This window comes from Uliginosibacterium paludis (assembly GCF_039631355.1).
Taxonomy (GTDB): Bacteria; Pseudomonadota; Gammaproteobacteria; order Burkholderiales; family Rhodocyclaceae; genus Uliginosibacterium; species Uliginosibacterium paludis.
Genome location: NZ_JBDIVF010000004.1, coordinates 183,469 through 200,330 on the forward strand (window position 1 = coordinate 183,469; position 16,862 = coordinate 200,330).

At 61.6% G+C, this 16,862-nt stretch carries 15 protein-coding genes; 10 read left to right on the forward strand and 5 right to left on the reverse strand.

The window, feature by feature from the left end; all coding sequences use genetic code 11:
- The first annotated feature begins 12 nt into the window (after positions 1–12).
- From ABDB87_RS12865 to ABDB87_RS12910, 10 genes are all read left to right on the forward strand, one after another.
- Positions 13–792, forward strand: a complete 780-nt coding sequence (locus ABDB87_RS12865) for an OmpA family protein (RefSeq protein WP_345927635.1) — start codon at positions 13–15, stop codon at positions 790–792.
- A gap of 17 nt (positions 793–809) precedes the next feature.
- Positions 810–1,532, forward strand: a complete 723-nt coding sequence (locus ABDB87_RS12870) for a hypothetical protein (protein ID WP_345927637.1) — start codon at positions 810–812, stop codon at positions 1,530–1,532.
- Positions 1,529–4,495 carry a type VI secretion system Vgr family protein gene (locus ABDB87_RS12875; protein WP_345927638.1) on the forward strand — a complete coding sequence of 989 codons (2,967 nt, stop codon included), beginning with the start codon at positions 1,529–1,531 and terminating at the stop codon, positions 4,493–4,495. The genes ABDB87_RS12870 and ABDB87_RS12875 overlap by 4 nt, the downstream gene beginning before the upstream one ends.
- A 3-nt stretch (positions 4,496–4,498) precedes the next feature.
- The gene (locus ABDB87_RS12880; protein WP_345927640.1) at positions 4,499–5,308 is read left to right on the forward strand and encodes a DUF4123 domain-containing protein; all 810 of its coding nucleotides are present in this window, start codon (positions 4,499–4,501) and stop codon (positions 5,306–5,308) included.
- Positions 5,305–6,042, forward strand: a complete 738-nt coding sequence (locus ABDB87_RS12885) for a DUF3304 domain-containing protein (protein WP_345927642.1) — start codon at positions 5,305–5,307, stop codon at positions 6,040–6,042. The genes ABDB87_RS12880 and ABDB87_RS12885 overlap by 4 nt, the downstream gene beginning before the upstream one ends.
- A gap of 89 nt (positions 6,043–6,131) precedes the next feature.
- Positions 6,132–8,414 (forward strand): T6SS phospholipase effector Tle1-like catalytic domain-containing protein, encoded by a 2,283-nt coding sequence (locus tag ABDB87_RS12890; protein WP_345927644.1) that lies wholly within the window; start codon positions 6,132–6,134, stop codon positions 8,412–8,414.
- A 163-nt stretch (positions 8,415–8,577) separates the two neighbouring features.
- Positions 8,578–9,657, forward strand: a complete 1,080-nt coding sequence (locus tag ABDB87_RS12895) for a DUF2345 domain-containing protein (RefSeq protein WP_345927647.1) — start codon at positions 8,578–8,580, stop codon at positions 9,655–9,657.
- Positions 9,608–10,606: a DUF4123 domain-containing protein gene (locus ABDB87_RS12900; protein WP_345927649.1), complete on the forward strand. Its 999-nt coding sequence runs from the start codon at positions 9,608–9,610 to the stop codon at positions 10,604–10,606. The genes ABDB87_RS12895 and ABDB87_RS12900 overlap by 50 nt, the downstream gene beginning before the upstream one ends.
- 28 nt (positions 10,607–10,634) lie before the next feature.
- The gene (locus tag ABDB87_RS12905) at positions 10,635–11,165 is read left to right on the forward strand and encodes a hypothetical protein (protein WP_345927651.1); all 531 of its coding nucleotides are present in this window, start codon (positions 10,635–10,637) and stop codon (positions 11,163–11,165) included.
- A 2-nt stretch (positions 11,166–11,167) separates the two neighbouring features.
- The gene (locus tag ABDB87_RS12910; RefSeq protein ID WP_345927653.1) at positions 11,168–12,553 is read left to right on the forward strand and encodes a T6SS phospholipase effector Tle1-like catalytic domain-containing protein; all 1,386 of its coding nucleotides are present in this window, start codon (positions 11,168–11,170) and stop codon (positions 12,551–12,553) included.
- An 84-nt stretch (positions 12,554–12,637) separates the two neighbouring features.
- On the opposite strand, the gene ABDB87_RS12915 is transcribed toward ABDB87_RS12910, so the two are convergent.
- The 5 genes from ABDB87_RS12915 to flgG all read right to left on the reverse strand — a co-directional run bounded on the left by ABDB87_RS12915 (position 12,638) and on the right by flgG (position 16,829).
- Positions 12,638–13,249 carry a DUF2238 domain-containing protein gene (locus tag ABDB87_RS12915; RefSeq protein WP_345927655.1) on the reverse strand — a complete coding sequence of 204 codons (612 nt, stop codon included), beginning with the start codon at positions 13,247–13,249 and terminating at the stop codon, positions 12,638–12,640.
- A gap of 59 nt (positions 13,250–13,308) precedes the next feature.
- The gene (gene flgJ, locus ABDB87_RS12920) at positions 13,309–14,202 is read right to left on the reverse strand and encodes a flagellar assembly peptidoglycan hydrolase FlgJ (RefSeq protein WP_345927657.1); all 894 of its coding nucleotides are present in this window, start codon (positions 14,200–14,202) and stop codon (positions 13,309–13,311) included.
- A 10-nt stretch (positions 14,203–14,212) separates the two neighbouring features.
- Positions 14,213–15,292 carry a flagellar basal body P-ring protein FlgI gene (locus tag ABDB87_RS12925; RefSeq protein WP_345927881.1) on the reverse strand — a complete coding sequence of 360 codons (1,080 nt, stop codon included), beginning with the start codon at positions 15,290–15,292 and terminating at the stop codon, positions 14,213–14,215.
- A 64-nt stretch (positions 15,293–15,356) separates the two neighbouring features.
- Positions 15,357–16,028 carry a flagellar basal body L-ring protein FlgH gene (locus ABDB87_RS12930; RefSeq protein WP_385918986.1) on the reverse strand — a complete coding sequence of 224 codons (672 nt, stop codon included), beginning with the start codon at positions 16,026–16,028 and terminating at the stop codon, positions 15,357–15,359.
- Positions 16,029–16,046: 18 nt separating this feature from the next.
- Positions 16,047–16,829 carry a flagellar basal-body rod protein FlgG gene (gene flgG / locus ABDB87_RS12935; protein ID WP_345927659.1) on the reverse strand — a complete coding sequence of 261 codons (783 nt, stop codon included), beginning with the start codon at positions 16,827–16,829 and terminating at the stop codon, positions 16,047–16,049.
- Positions 16,830–16,862: the final 33 nt, after the last annotated feature.

Sequence of the window (16,862 nt, forward strand, 5' to 3'; positions counted from 1 at the left end):
CGACCAGACACCATGAAGCCGATCGCACTTACCGCCCTGCTGCTCGCCCTCCTGCTGCCCTTCACCAACGCAGGCGCGCAGACGCCGCCATCGCAGACCACACGCCCGGTCGTCGTTTCGGGCACGGTTCCGGATGAAGCGACACGCCAAGCCATCCTGACCCGGCTGCGCGCCATCTATGGCAACGAACAGGTGGTCGACCAGCTGGGTGTAGGCAACGTCTCAACGCCACCCAACTGGCCCGATCATGTCCAGAAGCTGCTGACCCCCGATCTCAAGCAGATCAGCAACGGCGAACTCGATATCAACGGCAATGTGCTCAGCGTGCGGGGCGACGTAGGCAACGAGGGGCTTGTGCAGCAATTGCCCGCGCAGTTCGCGAACAACCTGAATCCCACCTACCAGGTGCGCAACGGCCTGCGTGTGGGAACGAACGAGCAACAGGCACTCGACAAGGCGCTCGCCAATCGCATCGTGCAATTTGCGCCCGCTTCCGCAACGCTGACACCGGAGGGCTCGAAGCTGCTCGACGAAATGCTCGGCGCGATCCGCAAGCTCGGCGACCACACGATCCAGGTGATCGGCCACACCGACAGCCAGGGCCGCCCGGATGCCAACGCCGCGCTGTCGCAAGCCAGAGCTGACGCCGTGCGGCAATACTTCATCCAGCATGGCCTGAGCGCCACCCAGCTCGTGTCCATCGGCAAGGGTTCAAGCGAACCGGTCGCCAGCAATGACACACCGGACGGCCGCGCCCGGAATCGACGCATTGAATTCCGCATCGCCAACTGACCGCGGCCAGATCCGAGATGAACCAGCCCACCCGCCTTGATACCACCGCCGGCCCCGCGCGTCCGACCCGGCCCGATCTGTTCGCCTCACCGGACAAGGACTCAACCGCCAGCACACAACGGATCAGCGTCCTCGCCTCGCTGGACGCACGCCCCGCCCCTGCACCGCGCCGCTCCCGCCGTCCGCTCTGGATTGCACTGGCCTGCCTGTCAGGTATCTGTGCCCTGAGCGGCGGGATCTGGTTCATGCTGGCGTCGCCGGCCCCGGATACGTCCACTGCCGCCGACGCCGGCCGCCCCCGGACGCTGGCGACAGCAGAACCGGCTCAAGCAACGCAAACGCCGCATCCGAAGCCGGAAGAAAGCGCTGCGCCGGCAAGTATCGAGCGTCTGGCCACGGAACAGACTGAGGCGGCTACGCCCCCCAATACCGAGTCGCCCTCTGCACAGAGTCATCCTGCAAGTGAAGACGCCGTGGTGGCCGTGACGGTCCCCGCCCCTGCTCCGCACACCGCGTCACCGGCAAACGATCAGGAGCCCGCAGCCCGGCCCGAAGCGCACAAGAGCCTGCTGCATACCCTGGCAGCGCCCCAGAAGCCAGCCCAGAATCCGCCCGCTGGCAAAACCCGGCCACGCGCGAAAGAATCGCTGGATACCGACGTCATCCTGCTCGAAGCGCTTGTCTCCCACAGCAAGAAAACCCGCGCCGAAGCCACACCGGCCGGAGAGGTCACGCCATGAATCAGGCTGCTGCAGGAATGCTCGCCAGTCAGGCGCTGAGCGCACTCGCCGGCTTGCGCTCGGACACCCGACTCTATGACATGTCGATAGAGGGTCTGTCCCGCGTCGAAGCCCCCCTGGAATTCGAAGCCTTTGCCGGAACCGAGGCGCTTTCAACGCTGTATCGACACGAAGTGCTGCTGTTGTCGACTCAGGCCTCCCTCTCGCTGGAAAGCCTGCTGGGCCGGCAGATGCGCTTTACGGTGCGGCTTGCAGACGGAAGCGCTCACGCCCGCTCCGGCTACATCGCCCAGGCTCGCCGCCTCGGCGCGGATGGTGCCCTGACCCGCTATCAGGTGAGCCTGGTGCCCTGGCTGTGGCTGCTGACCCAGCGTACGGACTGCCGTGTGTTCCAGGACAAGACGGTGCTCGAAATCGTCGAGACGGTTTTCGCAGCCTACGCCCCCCGTGCCGCGTGGCAACTCGCAGAAGGCGTCGAGCGCTTCCTGAGCGAAGCACCGCATGAAGGCAAGCGCAGCTACTGCGTGCAATACCGCGAGAGCGACTACGCCTTCATTTCCCGCCTGATGGCGGAAGAAGGACTCGGCTACTGCTTCATCCCGGCTGACGCAGAGGAGCCGGGACAAGCACCCCTGCACCAGTTGCTGATTTTCTCGCAGAACGACGCGCTGCCCGAAGACCCCAGTTCGGCCAGCGCGAGCGGTGGCACAGGCATCCGCTTCCACCGCGCCGCGTCCCAGGAAGCGCAGGACGCGATCACCGCACTGGGCGCCCGGCGCGTGCTGCAAGCCGCCGTCATCACGACATTGTCATGGGACTACTCGCAAAAGCGCAATGTGGTCACCAGCCTGCCGACGAGTCAGCAGTTCGGCAGCGCCAATGCACCACACATCGAAGACTATGACGCGCCCGGCGCCGGAGCCTTCGCCAACGAAGCAGCCGCCCGCCATGCCCTGCGCATCGCCCGCGAAGCCATCGAAGCGCGCAACAAGGTGTTTGCGGGAACGAGCTCGGTTCGCTCCTTCACGGCAGGCGCCCGTTTTGTGCTGGCGAACAGTCCGCTGGATCTGGAATCCCGCTTGCGGGGGGAAACCGGCGCAGCGGACAGTGCGGCGAACTCGCGCCATTTCCTACTCACCGAAGTGCGCCATGCCGGCATCAATAACCTGCCCCGCGACCTGGATGACACCGCCCGGGTGCTCGAACAGCTGATCCAGACTGCGGAAAACGGCAACACGACGGATACCGCTCCCCTCGTTCGCCAGGCGCGCAGCCGCGGCTACGCCAACCACTTCGCCGCTCAGCGCGTGTACGTTCCCTGGCGCCCCGCGCTCATCGATGACACCGGCATCCGGATCAATCCCCGCCCCACTGCACTGGGTCCGCAGACGGCGATCGTTGTCGGCGCGAACGGCGAAACACATCCCGGGGCGGACGGCGAAATCCATACGGATGCGCTGCACAGGATCCGTGTGCAGTTTCACTGGCAAGCAGCCAACCCCGAGCGCAACGAAGCCTGCTCGATGTCGAGCGCATGGTTGCGCGTAGCGAGCCGCTACGCCGGCAAAGGTCTGGGTGCCCAGTTCGTGCCCCGCATCGGTCAGGCGGTACTGGTGGGCTTTCTGGAGAACGACATCGACCGCCCGATCGTGCTGGGCAGCCTGTATGACGGCGCGGGTGAAGACGGCGTCGCCGCCACGCCGGGCGGACTGGACTCGACTCAGACCTCAGCACGCAGTCCTGAGTCATCCTTCTCAAACGCGAAGGACCACGCCCCCGCACATCAGGGTAACCGCATCGCTGGCGGTCACAGCCCGGCCTGGCACGGCGAGGCTTCGGCCTACGGCCCGATGCGCAACCGCGCGGCCTTGTCAGGTTTCAAGTCCGCCGAGTTCAACCAGCCTCACGCAGGCTATAACCAACTGGTGTTTGACGACACCGACGGACAGCAGCGCATCCAGCTCGCCACCACACAGGCCACCACCCAGCTCAATCTCGGTCACATCATCCATCAGGCGGACAACTATCGCGGCAGCCACCGTGGCGACGGTTTTGAATTGCGCTCCGACGCTTACGGAGCGCTGCGCGCGGGCCGTGGCCTGATGCTGACGACCTGGCCGCTCAAGGCTTCGATCAACCAGGCCAGCAGCGAACCCGCGGGGGACGCGACGGCTCCGACCGCACTCCTCAAACAGGCCAGCGAACTCTTCAAGAACACCAGCCAGATCGCCGCCACGCACAAGACGGTAAAGGTTGCCGCCAGCGAAGGCGCCACCAGCTCCGGCAAGAGCACACTCAAACCGGATCTCGCCCCCCTGCCCGCGATGCTCAAGTCCGCCAAGGGCATGGTCAGCGCCAACACTCAGCCCTCAGCACTCAGCGCTCAATCATCCGCCGGAGGCGACAGCGCGGTCCCGCACAGCGAAGACCCGCTCCTCACCCTCGCCGCGCGGGGCGGCATGGGTTTCGTCTCCGGCCAGAGCCTGCAATGGGCAAGCGGCGAAACCCTCAACTGGGCAAGCGGTCAGGACAGCAACTTCGCGCTCGCCACCAGCTTGCGCATCCACACCGGCCAGTCGCTCGGCATCCTCTCCAGCGCACAAGGCAAGGGCCATCTCAAAGCCATCGCAGCCACCGGCCCGGTCATCGCCCAAGCCCAGGCCGACACCATGACGCTCGCATCCAAAGAGCAGCTGAAGATGATTTCCGTCTCCGGCAAGCTGGACATGGCCTCCGCAAAGAAGATCCACCTTGCTGTAGCGGGCGGATCGGCGATCACGATTGAGGGTGGGAACATAACGGTACAGTCTCCGGGGATGCTGACTGTGCATGCGAGTCAGAGGAGCTTTGTGGGGCCGGGAAAAGTGGAGGCAGTGTTGCCACAGTTCCCGAATAGCAGCATCTGCATCGAGTGTTTGAAGAAAGCCATGGAATCGGGCAGCCCGCTGGCCGCCCTGACTTGAATCATGAAAAATTCATACGCCTACGCCTTTTCTGCACACAGCGAACTCATCCTTTCTGAGACTGCAAACACGAGAAGCCAGCTCTATGCCTTGATCGATGCGGGACAGCTACCGGACTCCGGGAGTCTCCTGCGCCGACATCTTGCCGGACAAGCGTCGGACGATCTGTTTGCTCACACCTGCGCAGAAGCCGCGTTAGCAGCCTCACCGCTCCTTGTTCAAATCGGACAGAAAGAAGAGCTTTCGTCACGGCAGATCGGGTTGATTGACGACGGGTGTCTCAAGAAACCCATCATCAGCTATCTGCAAACAAAGCTTTCGCTGGCAGCACTTTCACAGCATCTGAAAACCCTGCTGCGCATCCAGACAGCCGATGCGGACTTCCTGCTACGTTACACAGACCCTCTGCTGCTGGGGCCGATCATCCAGAGGTTAACGCCGAGCCAACGCGCGAGCTTTCTGATGGATATCGAGCACTGGTGGGTAACGGATCATCGTGGCCGACTCCAGGACATCTGCCAACAATCGATCACAGCATCCCCTGCCCCGTTGCCGCTGACATTCAACGCCCAGCAGATCGATGCACTGCTTGAAGCCTGTGCCCCCTGCTTCATGATGGCGCAATTGCGCAACCTTGATCGCGACTTCTCCATGCAGCTCAACCCGGCAGAACAGGCAGACTTCGTTTTTAAGGCTCTCGAAGACGCAAGCGCCCAAGGCATTGAAGACGATTCGGAACGGGCCGAGTGGTGTCTGTCTCGCTGGTTGGAAAAGACCTCCACCGCAACACGAAAAGAAAAGACTTCAGCATGACACGCATTGCAGCAAATAGAGGACGATGCCCGACCGCCGCAACCCGTGGCTCGGTCGTCCGCCTGCTCGGCATGTCCCTCTGCAGCGCGTTGATCCTCACCGCGTGCAAGCCGCCGTCCAGCGAGAGCACGAAAGAAACTGGCACCCCCGCTTACGTCGACGTCATCAACTACAACCACGACCACAACTTCGGCTACTCCGTTGTTGATCGCACGGTTTCAGACGGGCAGACCATCAGCGGCGGAGCCGTGTGGCCGCTGGCGTCCGGCGGCTCCGTCAATTGCTGCATCCAGCTACCGGATGCGTGGCGCCCGGGCCTGAAGCTGCTGCTCACCTGGGATGACTACATCAAGCACGATCTGCAAGGCCACTTTGAACGCGAACTGGAAATCCCCGCCTACCAGAGCCCGGGCAATCTCTACGTGGTCTTCGGCCCCGACCGGCAACCCGAACTGATCGTCTCCCGCGTCGAACCCGGCCACCCGGACTGGCCCGGAAAAATCCGGCAAACGCCGTGGGAGTACTGCGTTGCACAGCATGGGCGAAAACCTTGCAAGGCGGCATTACCAAAGAGATTTGACTCTGTAAGCGCAAAAGGTTTTTGTACATGGGCACAAGAACAAAAATCACCCGAGGCTTTAACAAATTGCTCGGCATCGATGTACCTATGCGTGAATGAATATGAAGATGAGGCGTTTTGTAAGAAAACTCTCTGGGGGGCGTACGCGAAATGAGTGCTCGATTTGCAGAAGCCTGTAGACCAGCCCCACTCACACTAACGCCGGCTGAGTACAGCATCGAAAGTTCAAATACTAAAATCGCAGTGTGCAAGAAGGATCAGCTCCTGAGCTGCCAGCGCGACGCCTATCTAGGCGTTTTCTTCGACGGCACGAACAACAACAAGTACCGCGACCTGCCCACACACTCGGCCAGCAATGTCGCCCGCCTCTTCGAAGCCTTTATCGGCAGCCCGGCCGAGGCGGCGCCGACCTATGGCGGCAGCCCCAATCTGCCACTCAAGTCCGATGAGGTGAAGCCGGCCGACTTTCCCTTCTACCGCAAGATCTATGTCCCCGGCGTCGGGACGGCCTGCCCGGAAGTGTCCGACCCCGGTGAGAACGAGAACAAGGTATTGCCGAACCCGGTAGCGGGCGACAAGACGCGCGGCCTGGCCTTCGCGGCCCTTGGCGAGGCGCGGATCCAGTGGGCGCTGCTGGAATTATTGAACCAGGTGCATTACATGTTCACCCGCGCGCCATTCGCGTATGTGAAAGAGCCAAACCGGCTGGCCATCGTGCAGTTGCGCGGTCAGCTCTACGAGCTTGCCAGCTTCGGCCTGATCAAGACCATGGGCTTCCCCGCCTTTCTCGCCGAGGCCAATCGCGAGCTGGCGAAAGTGCTCGCGCCCTGGCTTGCGAACAAGCCGCACACCCGCGCGCTGCGTTTGTCCGTATTCGGTTTTTCACGCGGCGCGGCAGAAGCGCGTGCCTTCACGAACATGCTGCTCAGATCCTGCGGCGAGCGGATCGGCGGCATTCCACTGCAGATCGACATGCTGGGCCTGTTCGACACCGTGGCCTCGGTCGGCGTGGCGCATGTAAGCTCAATCACCGCCGGGCATATGGCTTGGGCGGACGGGGAAAACATGGTGATCCCGGCATGCGTGCGGCGCTGCGTGCATCTGGTGTCGGCACATGAAGTGCGCATGTGCTTTCCGCTCGATTCGGTCGGCCAGAACGGCCACATTCCGGAGAACTGCAAGGAGATCGTCTACCCCGGCGTGCATTCGGATGTGGGCGGCGGCTACGGGCTGTGGGATCAGGGCCGCGTGGCCTCGGATGCCGACAAGATCTCGCAGATCACGCTCGCACAGATGTACCGCGAAGCACGCATGGCAGGGGTGCCCTTAGCCACTCCCGAAGCCATGCCGGCCCCCACCTTTCAGCTGTTTTCCATCAGCGACCGGGTGCGCGCCTGCTTCAATGCCTACGTCGAGAAGACCCGCATCGGGCGCGTGGATCCCGCCAGCAACACCGGGGCGCTACGCACCCTCTGCCCGTCCGAAACCCAGCCGCCAGAACCGCTGGAGGCGATCATGCATCGCCATTACGGCCACTATCTCGCTTGGCGCAAATTCCGCCTGAACGACGTGCATCGGCTGCCGGGGCTGCAGGAAAGCATTCGGCTTGGCGAGCCGGCTGCCCGCCAGGATTTCTATGACATCTGGCAAGCCAATGAGCAGCTCAAGCTGGAGCTCTCGCCCGAGCATCTGGGCTGGCTCAAGCGTCAAGCCCTGCACGCCGCCAATGGCGACGATCCGGGCTTTGCGGAAACCCGCCGGATCTGGCAAACCGCCCATTTGCAGGGCGGCAGCGATCAGGCGCTGATCGATCTGTTCGATCTCTATGTTCATGACTCCCGCGCCTGGTTCAAGCTGGGCGGCGAGAGCGATGACGAATGGTTTGGCGGTGGCAAGGATGCCAAAGGCAATGTTCGCGAGAGCAAGCGCGCCAGCTATCGGGCGAATCTCGAGAGACAGCAGCGGGAACTGCAGCAGCAACTGGCCGACCCAACCAGCAATCCGCACGGCCGAGGTGCGCAGGAGGCGAGACTGCGGGACATCGACCGCGAGCTCGCGCTCTACGAAAAACTCGGCGACACCCTGCAGGCCAGGGGCGAAAGCACTCAGGAAGGAATCGCGATAGGTGCGGGCTACTTGCGCTGGCGCACGGTGTATAGCGTGGCAGATAGTCGCCGGAACGCATGGCAGCTACGCCAATACGATATCTGCGTGCTGAACATCGAAGTTCGGCGTGCGGAACTGAAGCGAACTGAAACCGATCTCATCAGGCTGAAAACCGAACGGGACCGTCTGATCAAGACTTATCTCGACAACGTGCAGGCTCAGCGCCGTCAGCTGATCCAGACCGGTTACACCCAGTATCTGGAAGGTCTCGACAAATCGGTCGGCATCGTCATCAACTCGATTGCTCCGTCCTACAGCTCGCGAAGTAAAGAGCTGGAACAACGAATAAACCAGCTGCGTGTCGAGCTGGCCGCCAGCTGCGAAACCCCGAGGAACTATCAGCAGATCAGCTCACCATAAGTGAGCGCGGTGCCCGCAGCATTACCGCAGGATATTTGCATTCACAAGTTTGGACCTTACTCATCGAATCAAGGGCCACGTGATACGAGTCTGTGACAAGGCGAGTAAGTAAGCCCGCACCAGGCGTGCTCCTCAGAGTGATGGGTGAAATAGGATGGTCCGATTGAGTTTTCATGCGCGCCCACGCTGGATTTTCAGCTATCAAGAGTTTGACGACACCGACGGTCAGCAGCGCATCCAGCTCGCCACCACACAGGCCGCCACCCAGCTCAACCTCGGTCACATCATCCATCAGGCGGACAACTATCGCGGCAGCCACCGTGGCGACGGTTTTGAATTGCGCACCGACGCTTACGGAGCGCTGCGCGCAGGCCGTGGCCTGATGCTGACGACCTGGCCGCTCAAGGCTTCGATCAACCAGGCCAGCAGCGAACCCGCGGGGGACGCGACGGCTCCGACCGCACTCCTCAAACAGGCCAGCGAACTCTTCAAGAACACCAGCCAGATCGCCGCCACGCACAAGACGGTAAAGGTTGCCGCCAGCGAAGGCGCCACCAGCTCCGGCAAGAGCACACTCAAACCGGATCTCGCCCCCCTGCCCGCGATGCTCAAGTCCGCCAAGGGCATGGTCAGCGCCAACACTCAGCCCTCAGCACTCAGCGCTCAATCATCCGCCGGAGGCGACAGCGCGGTCCCGCACAGCGAAGACCCGCTCCTCACCCTCGCCGCGCGGGGCGGCATGGGTTTCGTCTCCGGCCAGAGCCTGCAATGGGCAAGCGGCGAAACCCTCAACTGGGCAAGCGGTCAGGACAGCAACTTCGCGCTCGCCACCAGCTTGCGCATCCACACCGGCCAGTCGCTCGGCATCCTCTCCAGCGCACAAGGCAAGGGCCATCTCAAAGCCATCGCAGCCACCGGCCCGGTCATCGCCCAAGCCCAGGCCGACACCATGACGCTCGCATCCAAAGAGCAGCTGAAGATGATTTCCATCTCCGGCAAGCTCGATATGGCCTCGCCGAAGAAGATTCACCTCGCAGTGGCGGGTGGATCGGCGATCACGATTGAGGGTGGGAACATCACCGTGCAGTGCCCGGGGGTGCTGACGGTGCATGCTAGTCAGAGAAGCTTTGGGGGGCCTGCGCAAGCCAGCCTTCCGCTCCCCATATGGACCCAGGGCGACCTGACACTGCCTTGTGCTCAAGCTGCTGCCGCGCGCAATGCGGCATTCATCAAACTGGGCTGAAACCATGAGGCCAAACAGTCTTGTTCAAATTCAAAATCCTGCAGAATTCCGCAACGCGCTGACTCACATCCGAATGCGCCTGCAATCCCGGGGTGAGCAAACCAAGCTGCGCCAGTTCGTGTTGCTAGATTTCAAGCATGCAAAGGAATCGACCTCGCTCGGGGCACTCCCCCCTTCGTCACTAGGCCAAGAACCCGCCGGGGTGAATCTCTACGGGGACTTGCCCGAATCAGAGCTGGCACGCAATGGGCCACGATTGATTGAAATCCCCGACAACGAAGCAGCAATCGAAGCAATATGCGCACACGCAATCAACGACGAGTCGGCAAGCTTCATTCTGGCTGGCTGCACACTTGATATGCTGGCAACGCACTTGCAGGCTCTGCGTGAAGTCATGCTTCCCGATGGTGGCGCAGCCTTGTTCCGCTTTCAGGATGTACATGTCACTTCAGCACTCTGGCCTCTTCTTGATACGCGTCGTGCAAATCGGGTCCTGGGACCCGCCATGGGTTGGCTGGTACGCGACGCTTGCGGTGAGCTCATCTGCCTAGAACACCCTGTCGGCTCAACGCGCCAGACCACTAACAAGACTTTCTCCATCGATCGCAACATGCTCGCCGCGCTAAATGAAGCATTGCTACCGTGGACGGTGGCTGAGCAGATAGATGAAATCGACAGTAGCCTGCTGCATGGGCTCCGAGCCTGCGGTCGGCGAACTTTGGTCAGGGAGCGCCTTGCGCGCGGCCGCGGCCAAGGGCTCAGCCAGACCGATGATCTCGCGCTCTATTGCGCGCTAAGCCTGCAGTTGCCTGACGGCTTCGAAAAGATTGAGCCCTTCGCCAAAGCGCTGGCCGCCACACGCGCAGGTTCGCGCCGGTTCGGCGAGTACCTCGACAAGATCCCCGCTGAACAATGGGATGTCACGGACAAGCTGCTGAATACACTTTGACAGAACGATGCAAACAAGGAAGCCAGGAATGTCATTTGCAACTTTTCCCTTACGCGTGCCCCGCAACGCCTTGCTCACGCTGATTGCATGGCTAGTAGTGGGATGTGCGCACGCAGACCCGAAAATGATCGGCGGCATGACCGGTGTGGTGTACAACTACTCGCAGGAAACTTTTGTACTGGTGAAACTGAATGGAAAAACCGTTGGAACCGGGACAGACCGAGTTAAGGTCGGAGACGTTACAGGCGGAGGCGGAATGTGTTGTATCGCAATGCCATTGGGCGCGACTAGGTCAGAAGTAACGCTAACAACAGCAAAAGGCGAAGTCGCGATAGTCAATGCAACGGTAGAGAAATGGTGGCCCGATCTGGCCTCTAGCGCCATCCTCCACATCCTGCCCGGCAGGAGGGTCGTGGTTTCGATAGGCCCGATGACCTGGCCGCGCAAAGATCTGCTCGACGCGCGTATTGCCGAACTCCAGCTCAAACGCGAAGTCGAAGATGGGCCAGAAAATATCTGGACATTGAGCCCACTGGAGCGTGCGGACGGAGTGAAGTGATCATGACCGGCGCCATCGCACCCAAAATGAAATCGGTTGAAAACATGGTGAAGCGTGCGCGCGAAAAAACGCGCAAAAGCGACTCCCCAGCGTGCCCTGTCTGCCACGTTACGCTGTGGTATAGCGCGTTCTTTGACGGTACAGGCAACAACCGCGAACGCGACTTTCCGCGCTCTCACTCGAACGTTGCTGCTCTTTTTGACGCGCACATCGACACTGTCAAAGCCGGGGTCATACGCCGGTACTACGAAGGGCTTGGAACCCCTTTTCAATTTCAGGATCGTTACGAGAAACGCCGCGTGTCATACGGACGGGGAGATATCCGCGAAATCGAGGACATCGGCTATGAAGAAAAAGGAGAAAGTGCGCTCGGCCTCGGCTTTGCCAACGGCATAACCGAGCGTCTTGAAAAGGCAGCCGTCGATTTCTTCGCCGAAATCGATCGTTTTCAGACTACCCGACGCCTCGACGAAATCAATCTCGCCGCATTTGGCTTCTCGCGCGGAGCCACCGAGGCGCGGGCCTTTGTAAACTGGGTCGCTGGGCACAGCAAGGTCAGCACAACAAACGGCAAACTGAGCTACGACGGCACCCCGCTGAATGTGAAGTTTCTGGGGCTTTTCGATACTGTGGAGTCCGTCGGCTGGGCGGCTGCCAACAAGATGCAGGACCTTATCAAAACCTCGATTCCGTCCTGGGTGGAACGTTGCAGCCATTTCGTGGCGGCGCACGAATTGCGCCACGCCTTTCCGCTCACCGAAGGCGACGGTGCGACACGTCATGTGGTCTATCCCGGCGCCCATGCGGACGTAGGTGGCGGCTATTCCCTGCTGGAGCAGGGACGCCCCAATACCTTGGCGCGCACGGCCTTGCTGCAAATGCTCGACGAAGCTCGTGGAGCGGGCCTCAAAATGATGTCTCTCGGAGAGATGCAAGCCTCTGAACGCTGGGCTTTACAGTTCGAGCCTTCGTTCGGCATTCCGGATAAGATGCGGTCAGACTTGGGCGCCTATCTTGAGATAGTCCAGCCCAAGGGCGACATGCGCAGCCACATGCAGGCTCATATGCAGCAGTACTGGAGTTGGATTGACTCCGGCTTGGCACATGCCGACACTCAGATCAAGCTCAAGGCACAGCCAGATGCCAACAATCGGAAGGCGCTCCAGACCATGGCCTTTTTACTGAACAATCTCGCGCGCACGCCTGCCGGGCGGGGTGCTGCGTCAGTGCCTGCCGATACGACCGCCCTTGCTCCAGCCGCGCGACATTTCTTCTCGACCTACGTGCATGACTCCTTCGAACACTTCTCTCTTTCGGGTGGCACGGCGCAGAAGGACCTCTCTGGCGCCGACTATTACACGCTACGCTCCATTCATAGCCCAACCTGAAAACGCTAACGAAAGCGGCATCGAAACCTGCTTCTTGGACTTCATCCCACGCACGACTTCGTCGCCTCGCCAACAATCACCTCTTCAGCGCTGTGGCAGAACTGTTTGCATCACCCTGTCATGCCACCGCCCCAGCAACGCCAGCGCGCAGCTGGCGCCGATGAGGGCCATGAACATGTCCCATTGATCGCCTTGCGTGCCGAGGAACTCGTCGGCGCCCTGCCCGAGGATGACGGCGGCAGCCCATTCGATGAGTTCGTAGCAGGCGCTGATGGCAAGGGCGATGGCGATGCAGAGGAAGGCGGTCATCTTGCGGCCGGCAACATGCTTGCCACGAATCAGGATTTCGCGGGCGACCATGGCGGGGACGAATCCCTGCATGAAGTGACCGATGCGGTCGTAGGGGTTGCGCGCCAGATCGAAGGCGTCCTGCAACCAGAAGCCGAGCGGTACGCGCGCATAGCTGTAGGCGCCGCCGAGGATGAGCACCAGCGCGTGAAGCGCGATCAGTGTGTAGAGCAGGTCCGTCAAGGGGAAACGGCGGCCTGTCGTGGCCAGGATGGTGGCTGCAATGAAGACCGGCGCAACCTCCAGCCACCATGTGGTGCGATCAAAGGGCTGAATGCCGGAGATCAGCAGCGCGACGAACACGATCAGCGCAAGCGTGACATGAAGCGCGTTGAAGGCTTTGGACATGGCAGACACCTGTGCGGAAAAAGCTGCAGTGTAGCCGGACATGCCCAAAGCGTATCCGTTCAGCGAGCGGAAGCCAGAAGCCCTGCCCTCAGCGTATCGCCATTGATGATGCGGGCAAGTTTGTCGGCGTAGGCCGGATCCGTTGCATAGCCGCCCTGCTGAAGTGCGCGTGCGAAGCCGACGGCATCCTGCTGCCCCTTAACGGCGGCATAGCGCGGCGCATTGCCGATGAGCCTTGCATAGTCTTCGAACGCTTCAGCGTAAGAGCCATACGCGCGGAAACGCTCCACCTTGCTGACGGGCTGACCGTTTTCGTACTCGGTGGTGCGGGCTTCGGCCACAGCACCTTGCCAGCCGGCGCCTGCCTTGATGTTGAAAAGGTTGTAGCTCGAACTGCCATCCGCATTCCGGATGATGGACTTGCCCCAGCCGGTTTCGAGTGCGGCCTGTGCCACCAGGAAATGCGGCGGCACGCCGAGGCTAGCGGCCGCTTGGCTTGCCTCCGGCCAGGCGCGGGAAACGAAGTCCTGCGCAGAGGCGCTGTAGGGTGCGCCGAGCCGGGGAGCCGCGGCTGCAGCCGAGGTCTGCGATACAGCACGGGCCCCATTATCGGCAGCCGGTGGCGGCCCCTTCAGATCATAGATGGGCGGGCGCGCAGAGGCGCTGCCATTGAGCTGACGCTCGATCACCTCGGCCAACCCGAGCCCGCCCTTCTGCGCCATCTGCATCACGAGTTGCTGGTCAGCCAGACTCTGATAGAACTTCGTGCTCTCGCTGCCGAAGATGCCGTCATCCGGCACCGAGTCGCGCATGCTCTTCATGACGATTTGCATGAACATGGCTTCGAACTGCTTGGCGACCGCCTTGTTGGCTTCGGGCGAGTTCTCACGGCTGAGCCGCTTGATGTCGGCAAGGCTGTTCGGATCGAGCGCGTTGGGCTGCTGCACGTTCATGCCAGTGTCCTCAGATCACCTCCAGCTCGGCCCGCAATGCGCCGGCTGTTTTCATGGCCTGAAGAATGTTGACCAGGTCCATCGGCGTGGCGCCAACCGAGTTGAGGGCCTTGACGACCTCGGTCAGCGTAACGCCCGGCTTGAAGCGCATCAGGCTGGCCTGATCCTGGGTGATACCGACCGTTCCGGTCTGCGTCGCGGCGGTCTGCCCCTGCGAGAGGGCGTTGGGCTGACTGATCTGTGTTTCGGTGTTGACGGAGACAGTCAGATTGCCATGTGCAATCGCGCATTCCGCCAGCGTCACCGCCTGGTTCATGACGATGGAACCGGTGCGCGAATTCACGATCACTTTCGCTGCTCCGGTAATCGGGCTGACCTCGATGTTTTCGATTCGCCCCAGGAATGCCACCCGCTCGTTCGGCGTATCCGGCGCCTGGATCTGGATGCGGCGTCCGTCGAGCGCCACCGCCGCCTGCTCACCCAGATCGCGGTTGATCGCATCCACCACCCTGCGAGCGGTGCCGAAATCGGCCTGGTGCAACTCAAACTGCACACCTTCTGCGCCGCCGAGCATGGTCTGGACGGAACGCTCCACCGTTGCGCCGCCGGGAATGCGCCCGGCAGACAGATGATTGACTGTTACCCGCGCGCCACCTGCCTGCCCGCCGGCGCCCCCGACGATCATGTTGCCCTGGGCAATGGCGTAGACCTGCCCATCCGCGCCCTTGAGCGGGGTCAGCAGCAGCGTGCCCCCCTTGAGGCTTTTCGCGTTGGCCATGCTGGAGACCGTCACGTCAAACTGCTGCCCAGGCTGCGCAAAGGGAGGCAGTTGCATCGTCACCATGACCGCCGCCACATTCTTCAGTTGCAGGGAGGTGCCGGGCGGAATCGTGACGCCGAGATTGCCGAGCATGTTGATGAGACTCTGGGTGGTGAAGGGCGCCTGGGAGGTCTGGTCACCCGTACCATCGAGCCCTACGACAATGCCATAGCCGACGAGCTGGTTGTTGCGAACGCCGGTGATGCTTGCGAGATCCTTGATGCGTTCGGCCCCTGCGTGGCCTGATACGCCCAGCAGGAGTGCCAGCATGAGAACCCGGAAGGTGGTCTGGAGAAGCGGCTTCATGATGTGTTCCTGCCTGGTTTCACGCTGTTCAGAACGGCATCACGTTCAGGAAGAAGCGTTGCAGCCAACCCATGGTCTGGGCCTCGTCGATATAGCCGGACGCCTTGTATTCCACGCGCGCATCGGCCACCTGGGTCGATTGCACGGTGTTCGATCCGGTCACGTTGGAGGGATTCACCACACCCGAGAAGCGGATGAATTCCTGCCCCTGGTTGATGGCCACCTGCTTCTCGCCGGAAACCAGAAGATTGCCATTGGCATATACGTCGATCACCGTCACCGTCACCGTACCGGTGAAGGTGTTGTTGGCGGCTGCCCCGCCCTTGCCGGAGAAGGTCGTCGTGTCATCCGCCGTCACGCCGACCTTGTTGAGGAACTTGCCCGGCAATCCGCTGATCACGGGGGTTCCGACATCGGTCGTGCTGGCACGCTCTGCCGAAGCATTCGAAGACTTGGTCGCAGCCGTCTTCTCGACCAGATTGACGGTAATCGTGTCACCCACGTAGCGGGCGCGGCGGTCTTCGAACAGCGAGCGCGACTGGCTGTTGAAGATCGAGCCGCCACCATCTGTCATGGCGCGCGCGGGCATGGGCCGGGCGGTCATGGGCTGGTGAACGGATGTCGTTTGCTGCAGCATGCTGCAGGCGGATAGCAGCAGGACAAACGCTGCGGCGGAAATCAGCCTTCTGCATTCAGTCATGACACACCTCCCCACCGCTTACAGATTGGTGAGCTTGGACAGCATCTGGTCAGCCGTCGTCACCACCCGCGAATTGAGTTCGTAGGCGCGCTGTGCCTCGATCATGCTGACGAGCTCTTCAGCCACATTCACGTTCGAGGTCTCGACATAGTTCTGGTTGATCACGCCGGTGCCGTTGGTGCCCGGCGTGCTGACCGTCGGCGCGCCGCTCGAAGGCGTCTCGAGAAACAGGTTTTCACCGGTCGAAAGCAGGCCGCCCGGATTGACGAAGTTGGCCACCTGGATCGTACCGATCTGGGTGGCAGCCACCTGCCCGGGCTGGCTGACGCTCACCGTGCCATCCTTGCCGACGGTGATCGAAAGCGCGTCGGACGGAATCGTGATCGCGGGCTGCACGACATAGCCGCTGGAAGTCACCAGCTGGCCCTGAGAATCGCGCTGGAAGGAGCCGTCACGCGTATAGGCCGTCGTGCCATCAGGCAGCTGGACCTGGAAGAAGCCCGAACCCTGGATCGCCATGTCGAGCGAGTTGCCGGTCTGCTGGAGGTTTCCTTGGGTCTGGATCCGCTCTGACGCTACCGGCCGTACACCGGTACCGATCTGCAGGCCGGAGGGAATCTGCGTGGTCTGCGAACTCTGCGCACCCGGCTGGCGAACGGTCTGATAGAGCAGATCCTCGAACACCGCCCTCGCCCGCTTGAAGCCGTTGGTACTCACATTGGCGAGGTTGTTCGATATGACATCCAGATGCGTTTGCTGTGCATCGAGACCGGTTCTTGCCACCCACAAAGCTCTGATCATGATTCCATCCTCCAGGCCCTCAGGATATTTCGC